The sequence below is a fragment of the Clostridium tyrobutyricum genome, from assembly GCF_019144085.1.
In the GTDB taxonomy this organism is placed as follows: domain Bacteria; phylum Bacillota; class Clostridia; order Clostridiales; family Clostridiaceae; genus Clostridium_B; species Clostridium_B tyrobutyricum_A.
Window position 1 is genome coordinate 1 of the sequence record NZ_JAHHUY010000051.1, and the last position, 8,839, is coordinate 8,839.

The 8,839-nt window shown below is 25.1% G+C and carries 8 protein-coding genes; all 8 read right to left on the reverse strand.

Features of this window, described 5'->3' with window-relative positions:
• Positions 1-198: 198 nt before the first annotated feature.
• Genes cas2 through KM800_RS14540 form a run of 8 tightly spaced genes read right to left on the reverse strand, consistent with a single transcriptional unit; the run spans position 199 to position 8,794 of the window.
• Complete coding sequence (cas2, locus tag KM800_RS14505) at positions 199-483, reverse strand: CRISPR-associated endonuclease Cas2 (RefSeq protein WP_017751169.1); 285 nt, start codon at positions 481-483, stop codon at positions 199-201.
• A gap of 14 nt (positions 484-497) precedes the next feature.
• Positions 498-1,502 carry a type I-B CRISPR-associated endonuclease Cas1b gene (gene cas1b / locus KM800_RS14510; RefSeq protein ID WP_039657378.1) on the reverse strand — a complete coding sequence of 335 codons (1,005 nt, stop codon included), beginning with the start codon at positions 1,500-1,502 and terminating at the stop codon, positions 498-500.
• A gap of 25 nt (positions 1,503-1,527) precedes the next feature.
• Positions 1,528-2,022, reverse strand: a complete 495-nt coding sequence (gene cas4, locus KM800_RS14515; RefSeq protein WP_217813726.1) for a CRISPR-associated protein Cas4 — start codon at positions 2,020-2,022, stop codon at positions 1,528-1,530.
• A gap of 12 nt (positions 2,023-2,034) precedes the next feature.
• Positions 2,035-4,623 carry a CRISPR-associated helicase Cas3' gene (gene cas3 / locus KM800_RS14520; RefSeq protein ID WP_217813727.1) on the reverse strand — a complete coding sequence of 863 codons (2,589 nt, stop codon included), beginning with the start codon at positions 4,621-4,623 and terminating at the stop codon, positions 2,035-2,037.
• Between the two features lie 18 nt (positions 4,624-4,641).
• Positions 4,642-5,382: a type I-B CRISPR-associated protein Cas5b gene (cas5b, locus tag KM800_RS14525; RefSeq protein ID WP_017894954.1), complete on the reverse strand. Its 741-nt coding sequence runs from the start codon at positions 5,380-5,382 to the stop codon at positions 4,642-4,644.
• 3 nt (positions 5,383-5,385) lie between these two features.
• Positions 5,386-6,309, reverse strand: a complete 924-nt coding sequence (locus KM800_RS14530) for a type I CRISPR-associated protein Cas7 (protein ID WP_217813728.1) — start codon at positions 6,307-6,309, stop codon at positions 5,386-5,388.
• Complete coding sequence (locus KM800_RS14535; protein WP_217813729.1) at positions 6,310-8,067, reverse strand: hypothetical protein; 1,758 nt, start codon at positions 8,065-8,067, stop codon at positions 6,310-6,312.
• Positions 8,068-8,083: 16 nt separating this feature from the next.
• A complete protein-coding gene (locus KM800_RS14540; protein WP_039652021.1) occupies positions 8,084-8,794 on the reverse strand; it encodes a CRISPR-associated endoribonuclease Cas6 in 711 nt (236 codons plus the stop codon).
• Positions 8,795-8,839: the final 45 nt, after the last annotated feature.

Here is an 8,839-nt window from a genome sequence, read left to right on the forward strand (position 1 = left end):
ACATCTCATGTTAAGGTTCAACCTGTGTAAAATAGCCATTCTTTAATTTCATTATAAGCTTTGAAAGCATATAAATAAAGGTTTTCGCTGAATTTTTTCCAACCAATTTTTATTATGCATATATTTTATAAGAAATAACGTAACCCATTGATTCTAAATAAATTGAAGTGATTCTAAATAGAAAACAGGTTGGAAAATTCAAAGTATCAAGTTTTCAGTATTTTTATCATTTATACCTAAAGTTTCCTCTTCAAAGCAACTATCATTTATAAGTTTTATGATTGTGACAAAATCCTTATCTGCTACGATCTTATTTAATTCACTTTTTAATTTTATTAATTTAGATGGAGTTATAGATCCTCTAAAAACAGAATTTTGATGATGGTGGAAATACTTTTTACATATTTTAAATATCTTATTTACTCTTTTTTCATTTACATCATAAAATACAAAAGCATAATTAAAATTAAAATTTTTTCCCATTAAAATCCTCCATACTATATCATATTTTTCAAACTAAATGGCTTGAACTCAATTCCTTCAACTACATATTTTTCAAGTTTATATCCATCTATCTTGATTGCAGATTTATATGTAATTTTCCTTTTAAGTTTTGTATGTTGAAAAACAGACTCAAATCTCTGTTCAATAGCTTGTATAAATATCATCTTTCCTTTTTCATTTAGAAGACAATAATTATATTTTTTATCAAAATGTTTGCTTACCTGAATCTGCTTTGTGTTTACTAAATCAAAAATTGTCCTATAAACTATAACTGGTTTAAAAACTTCTGATAAGTCAAGACTTAGAGAAAATCTTCCTTCAGATGGTTCATGTAAATAGCTTATAGTTTGGTTTAAATGTGTATTATAAATTTGCGATACAGTCTTTGAATATAAAATAGAATTTCCAAATGATATAAGTGCATTTATAGGGTTATCTGGAGGTCTTTTTACTCTTTTATTGAGTATAAAGTCTTCTGGAAGAATATATTTAAAGTTCTCATAGAATCTCTGCCATATTTCACCTTCAATCCTCAATATTTGTTTTATCCCTAAATTCTCATCTTCAATATAATCCGGTAATTTTTTTCTTATCCATTCAATTGTAGGTTGTACCTCTTTTTTATCATGTCTATAATAATGATATAACACTTCATATATATTATCTGCTATACCTTGTACAAATGACTTTGCTATATTATTTCTATTATTTAAAAAAGCTTCTACCTGCTTTATTGTAACTTTACCACTTACAAGATTCTCCTTTGGGTAAAAAGTTCCACTGTAGTATCCATAATAGTTAAAAAAGTGAAGTATTATTCCTGCTTTTGCGCAAAAATCAAGAAATTTAGTATTTAAAGCAATTTCATTCATGCAGTATATTTCTTTTATAGATTCTACTGGCAAATAAGAATTTCCTTTTTCGTTATGAAATACAATAGAGTTATCTTTTCTTTTAAGTTCTCCCATACTCATTAAATATTTAGTACCATTTGCCATAAAATTCACCTTCTCTTATACGTTTTTAGATATAGCAATATTCATAATAAGCGCATTTTTTGCACCCTTTAACTTTTTCAATTTTAGGAGGACTTTCTTCTTCCAATAGTTGATCTATATCTTTAATTAATTGTTCTAATTTTGATTCATTTTCTTCTGTAAGTTCAACATATATTATCTTATTTTTCTGTTTATTTTTTTCTTGAAATTCGATCTTTCCTTTTCTAATTATACCTTTATTTTTTAATATGAATATATATAGAAGTACCTGCCATTTAACAGCTTCAACATCTGCATCTGATTTTTTTATTTCCACAAGATAATCTTTGGTAATTTTATCAATTTTAATATTTCCTATAGATATTTCTGAATTTTTCTTTCCTGCGGCTTTTAATTCGTGAATAACTTTTCCTATATGGACATCCTCGCTATTATCCTCCATGTTGATTCTATTACCATGAAGCCAACACTGCCTCTTGCAATGAAAATAATAATTTATAAGTGTACCATTCGTTCTCATATAAATCCTCCATTATATAAATAGATTGGCTATATCAGGTGTTTCTCCTATAAAACTCTCATGATTGAATCTTCCATCCTTAACATATTTTTCGCCATCTGAAATGTAATAAATATTTCCCAATATATCATCATTGTAAGTTTCTGGAATTTTATTAACCCTGTATATAAAATAATTAACTTTTGAATTTATTATAGACAGCTTAACCTTTTTCTCACAATAATCCATTTTATTATCCATTAAAAGTACTTTAAATTCTTCCCATATTTTATTTCCATCAATAATTTCACCTTTTTCATTCTTAAGTTTTCTTGATAAAAATATACTATATTTAATCTGATTATCATCACTTATAAGTTTCATATATTTCTTTAATTGGCTAAAACTATTTTTCTTTATTTTGTTTACAAAAGCAGCATATCCATTATCATTAAACTCTTTTTTATTTTTTTGAATCCTATTTAAAACTTTACCATAATATTTTTTGAAGTCCTTTTCTTTTAGCAATATCTGAACTTCCTCTTTTTCAAGTGTGAGCTCTTTTTCTTTTCTCACATCACCACTATATAATCTACTACAATCATTGATTTTGAAAAATTTAACTTTGCCAGTATTTAAACATGATCTATTTATCCTTCCCATAAACTGTTCTTCGGCATCCAAAATTGATATATTTTTATATCCTAAATCCATATCTATATCAACTCCAGCTTCAATTATTTGAGTAGCAATTATAATTATTTTTTTATTCTTTTCTTTAGCTTTTTTTATAACTTTATTTCTATCTAACTTATTATCATCTGAAGTAATTATTGCAATTTCATGTCCATATTCTTTTAAAAACCCTTCTTTAGAAACATAGCTAAAAAAACGATCAGCAGTCTTCTTAAATATGAATTCTAAAAGTATTTTATTATTTTTTTTACTTTCTTTCATTACATCTTCCAAAAGATTTCTAAATTGTTCATCTATATCATTTCCCAAATCAATCATTTCAAATTTCACCCTATTTTTAAATAGAATGTTTTTAAAATAATGATCTCTATTCTTTATTAAATATACAAAATCATCATTATTATTATTTAAAAGTTCACTTAATCTTGGAAGTGTAGCTGACATTATTACAAACTTAATATTGAGTACTTCAGAATATAAGCTTAAAAAGTTGATTATTTCTTTCCATATAGAATTTCTGTAACTTTGAATTTCATCTAGAATTATTACCGAATTACACAAGTTTATAAGTGGAAATAACTCCTCCCTACTTGTACCAAAAAATGAGTTAAACAGATTAACATGGGTTGTTATGACAAATGGATAATTTATAAAAATTCTATTTAGAAGTGCTTTATTATAATCAATCTTTTTCTTTGTATCCAGATTTAATACGTTATTATAATCTTCATCTTTATCTTCAGTTTTTATAGGAGTTATTGAATTTATTATAGCTATATTCTTTTTTATATAATTATCATTATTAAATATTTTTATAAATTCAACTTCAGTTTGTTCTACAAGAGTATTAAAAGGAAATATATAAAATAATTTATTTATATTCTCATGTGATTCAAGTATTAATTTAGCAATATTTACTGATGTTAAAGTTTTGCCTCCACCAGTTGGTGCTTCAAGATAATATATATTTTTATCCTTATTGGCAAGATAATTTCTTTCACTTTCAATTGTTATTTCAGATCTAAGCTGATTTATGTTGTCATAATTTTCATCAATTACGGGATTATTCTTATAGTTTTCTATACTTTTAAAGATCTTATAGTTTTTTATGTGGTTTGCAAATCTTTGTTTTAAATCTTTACTTATTATTCCAAGATCACTTACCTTTTCTCCATTCATGAATTCAGATGTTGCATAATAATCAGAAGCCGTAAGAAGTGAAAAAATAAATTTAGAATATATGTAAATATAAAAATTGAGTTTGGAATTATTCACTGTATATTCATCCATATATTCCTTTGAATTATTAAATGAATTACAAATTACTGATTTCCTTGAAGTTATAATATTTAAATCAGGATAATATTCATCTTTACTGTAGTCTTCTTGAAAATTATTCAGTTTCAACTCATAATCTTCCATGTCATCAAGATATCCATGATGTTTTGATATAATATATGAATTTAGATACATAAAGTACTTCAAATAAAATTTATCAGTTTTATCAAATTCTATTTCTTTTATTCTATTATTGAAATAACTCACATATATATATGATCCAAGAAGAGAATGCTTTGATTCCCCATCTGAGTTATCTTCGTAGAATTTATTTAACATTTTATTGTATTGAAAAGAAGGATTTATTTTTCCAACATCATGCATATATACTGTATTTACCATCATTTCTTTCCACACAGAAATCACTTTTTTATCTTTTTTTGTTAAAATCTTATTTTGTAAATTATTAAGTATATTATCAAGATTTTTCTCTCTACATATAAATTTCATATACTTATATGTTAAATTTATATGTTTTAAAAGTTTCTCTCTTCTATTTTTATCATCTCTATCTCTATGTGCATACATATTAGATATATTTTCTACATTAGTCTCAAAATCAAAAAGTTTTATTCCATCAAAATACACAATATCTCCCCCTAAATTTTAAAAGAAATACAAATTGCTTTTTGTCTCTAGATCCTTATATACTTCTATATTTTGATTATTTGATTTTACATTCATATTTGTAGCTGTGAAGTGTTTATATTTATATTGATTCAATTCCATATCCAACTCAACTGGAAGATATTCTGTATACTTCCACGCTATATCATCGTCTTCTTCCTGGTATCTATCGACTTTAAAACACTCAGTTTCAAATAAGCTATGAATTTTATTAAAATTATCAATCTTTTCAATATCTATACTTTTAACTTTAGTAATATCTGCAAAATGATCGTTTTTACCCAAGTATGGTAAAAATATAGCTCTTTTATGTAAAATCATATCTGCAAATTGTTCTGTAATCTCGTCTAATTTAACATAAATCATCCACTCTGGATTTTGCAGCCATTGCTCTTTTACTATAAGATTTCTACCCTCTTCAGTACTTGCATAACCTACTGAATTATTAAATGTTTGTACTTTCTTTGTTATATATCCCTGAGAATTTAATGTTACGATAGCTATTCTTGAACTTTTTAGTTTATTATAGAACTCTGGATATATATTATTTTTAAAGTCCATACTCTGCCAATTGTATCCATGAAATCCAATTATGCTTCCCATTATTCCAAGGATAGCTATCTTATGAATATTGCCATATGTAAAATAATAATAAGTATTCACATCTGGTTTCTTAAAAAATGCAGTTTTACCAGAAAGTTTAAATCTAACTACCCTCATAGTCTAAACCTCTTTTCTTGTAAAAATATTAAATTTTTTAGTTCCTTCCGGCATATTTTTTATATCCAATTTATAATCATTATAATAAATCTCTGCATTCTTAATTCTATCTTTAATTTCAGCAAGTATTTTACTTAATGGGCAAAGCTCAAGAATACATTTATCATTTTTTTTAATAAAATTCATAAATTGAGTTAAATTTGGAAGATAAGTTTCTTCATCGGTCTCTATAAACAATGCAAACTCATTTTCACATCCTGCCTTTGAATTTGTATTAAGTGCAGTTGCTCCTACAAGTGCTCCTTCTTTAAATTTCTTATAATCATCTTCTGTATAGCCTTCTGTAAGTCCAGTTTCAACATAATCTTTATAGGAAATTGGATTTATATAGAATGGGTATAGGTAATGTGCCTCATCACTTACAATTTTTGTTCCAAGAGTACTCTGATTTGCTTCTTTACCTTCTTCACTCTTCTTATCACTTCTGAAAGGTGATAGTATCTGCTGCTCTTCAGAATTTGAAGATTGGTATACATTAAATCCTTGACCGATTTGTACAGCTCCCGTAATTGATATATTATTTCCTTCTTCTGCAAATGTGGCTCCAAAAGACTTAACATCAAGTGTTGAAAAAAGATTTTTAATTACATCTTCACTATTATCCTTTTTAGTAAGTGTGGTATTAAACACCTTATTATATCTTTCCTCAAGAGATCTTGGTCTCATCTTGTCTTTATCTGTTTTAAAGGATTTTATATATAAAATTTTTTCTCCCATGTCGTCCCAATACTTTTTTATACTGTATTTAAGTGCCTTATCACTTCCAAATATGGTACCATCTCCTATAGTCTTTGGATACCCACTAAAATCTGCATTCCAATTTGCCATAATAGATTTTATTCCAATAACTCCATATACTCTATTCATTTAATTTTCCCCCTCATAATTATTTTTTTCTGATTTTTTATATATTAAATTAGGACACAAAAATCCTGCTATTATCAAATCTTTATCCACTTCATTTTCTGGTTCATATCCTAAAATCATATAATACATATTTCTGAATTTAATAGATGGCATAATTGCATAGTTATATTTAACAAACAAACGTCTTAATTTTTCTTTTATAACTTTATCTTCTGAAGCTGTAAGTATAGGATTTATAAAGGAATAATTTTTGTTTCCCGAATTATTTAGGCTATAAAAATATTGAAGTAACTGACCTATGCAAAAATAATATTCTTCTTCACTGTTAATTTCCACTTTATAGTCTATATCCTTTTTTATATTTATCTTTTCATCCACACTTTTTCTAATATTCTTAATAGTATTTGCCATCTTATCCCCCTCATTTCTATTATTGAAATAGTCTAGTACTGCATGCCTTAAGTTAAATTGGTTTATAGCTCTATTTATATTTTTTTGATTTATAGAATTACATAAAAGTTTCAAAGTCATCTTGTTCCAAAAGCCTTTTACAAGAACTTCTTCTCCCTTATAAAACCATGTATAAAATCCATATCTATATTTTAAAAGTGCTTCCTTTACGTTGCTATTATTTAATTTTATATTTTGCGAATCCGTAAAAAAATTTTTTATTAAATATTTATTAAAAAATACTTCACTAACAGTAGTTTTCAATTCGCCTATATTGCCTAAATTTCTTTTAATAAGTTTGAAATCTTTTCCAAATCCATTTTTTAATATAGGTTTAAGTTTTATACATCTCTTTAATTTATATTCATAATTTGTTATTGAATCATAATCTATAATTTCTACTTCTTTTCCTTTATTTAATCTAAAAAAATATCCTTTGAAATTACTTTCTTTACTGTCATTCATTTTTACAGTATCTATATTATTTCTTGCTGCATATACATAATTTTTTCCTTCTGATGCATAATTCATAAGATAGTCAAATAACTTTTTTTCCATAGAAATTTTCTCTGAATCTACGAGTAAAGGTAATCTACTTTTTCTTGTTTTATTTTCTAAATACGGTTTTTTAGAGTTCAATCCCATATTGAAATCAGGTAATCCATAAACTTTATTTTTTATTTTAATATTATAATCTGTGTTATTATAAATATTAGGTATTATATACCTTTCACTTTCTTTTTTATAATTATCAAAATCCGTGTCATAAAATAATTTAAGATATGTTTTATTTAAATCTATTTTTTCTGATATTTGCATTATATATTTTTTTATCCAATTTTGTATTTTGTCTATTAATTCCACATTTGGCTTTCCATACTTCTCTTCAAATTTTAAATAAAGTTCTTTACTTTTGGGCCTTTTATATTTAGTCTTAGGATTTTTTAATATACTGTAATATCCATCTATAACCTCATTACTTAATTTTCCTTTGAATTTATCGAGATTTTCCTTTTTGACATAGAAAGTATACATACTATTACTGTGTATTATTTTTTTGGGGTCTAAAGGTTTATTCATAGAGATCAGTCCACTTACATAGTCCATTTTTGCAAATTTTTTGTAATCATCTTGGGATTGATCAGTATTTTTATCTACATTTAATATTTCTATACTATCTGCAGTATCTTCAAGGGTAAACTCAACATAATCACCAGGTGAAAGTGTATAATTATCTATAAGAAGATTATCTCCATTTTCAGCCTCAGTATAAATTTTACTAAATATATCATATATTTCATTTATCAAAAATCATGGTCTCCTTTCACTTTACATATTGATAATTTACAAACCCGTATCCCCTAGATGAAATATCACATAAGCCCGTTCCAATAACCATGTAAGCAATATCTTGAGCTTTTTGATTTGTGTCAATTCTTAAAGTCACTTTGTCACCAAGAATATTTTTATTTTTGAACTTAGTAGATATAGGTTTTTTATTATCTATCCTTTCATAATTGAACAGCTGTAAGTTTTTATCTAGTTTTTCTCCTGTCAATACTTCATACTTTTTTATACTGCTATTTCTTATATATTCAAAGAAATCTGACTCACTGTGGTTATTTCTCCAATACTGAGTTTTATATTCATCTGAAATTTTAATTATCAATGGAGTTATACTATAGATTTTTTCTATAGGTTTCTTATTTATCTTCTTACTTCTACATACAAGTACTTTTAATTTAGATGTATATTCATTGCATAAGAAATTAACGAAATGATCTTTTAATTTACTTTGAATACATCTTATTTGAAAATTATAAATGTTTCCTTTTTGATAAACTTTATTATCTAAAGCTAACGGGTATAAACTATTAAAACAATATCCCTTTATTTTATTTTCTGTGTGGAAATCTTTCATATTTTCATTTTTGTAAAAAGATTGGTCAATTAATTTACTTAATGATTGTATAGAATCTTCCTTTGAGATATTTTGAAGTGTATACACTTTAACATTAATATCATATATCTCCATATATTCCTCCATTTATTTACTAAATATAATAATTAATTATTATAT

Excerpts from the sequence above, each read along its gene's own strand:
- cas2 (WP_017751169.1), bottom strand. The coding sequence starts at position 483 with ATGGGAAAAAATTTTAATTTTAATTATGCTTTTGTATTTTATGATGTA.
- cas1b (WP_039657378.1), bottom strand. The coding sequence starts at position 1,502 with ATGGCAAATGGTACTAAATATTTAATGAGTATGGGAGAACTTAAAAGA.
- cas4 (WP_217813726.1), bottom strand. The coding sequence starts at position 2,022 with ATGAGAACGAATGGTACACTTATAAATTATTATTTTCATTGCAAGAGG.
- cas5b (WP_017894954.1), bottom strand. The coding sequence starts at position 5,382 with ATGAGGGTAGTTAGATTTAAACTTTCTGGTAAAACTGCATTTTTTAAG.
- KM800_RS14530 (WP_217813728.1), bottom strand. The coding sequence starts at position 6,309 with ATGAATAGAGTATATGGAGTTATTGGAATAAAATCTATTATGGCAAAT.
- KM800_RS14540 (WP_039652021.1), bottom strand. The coding sequence starts at position 8,794 with ATGGAGATATATGATATTAATGTTAAAGTGTATACACTTCAAAATATC.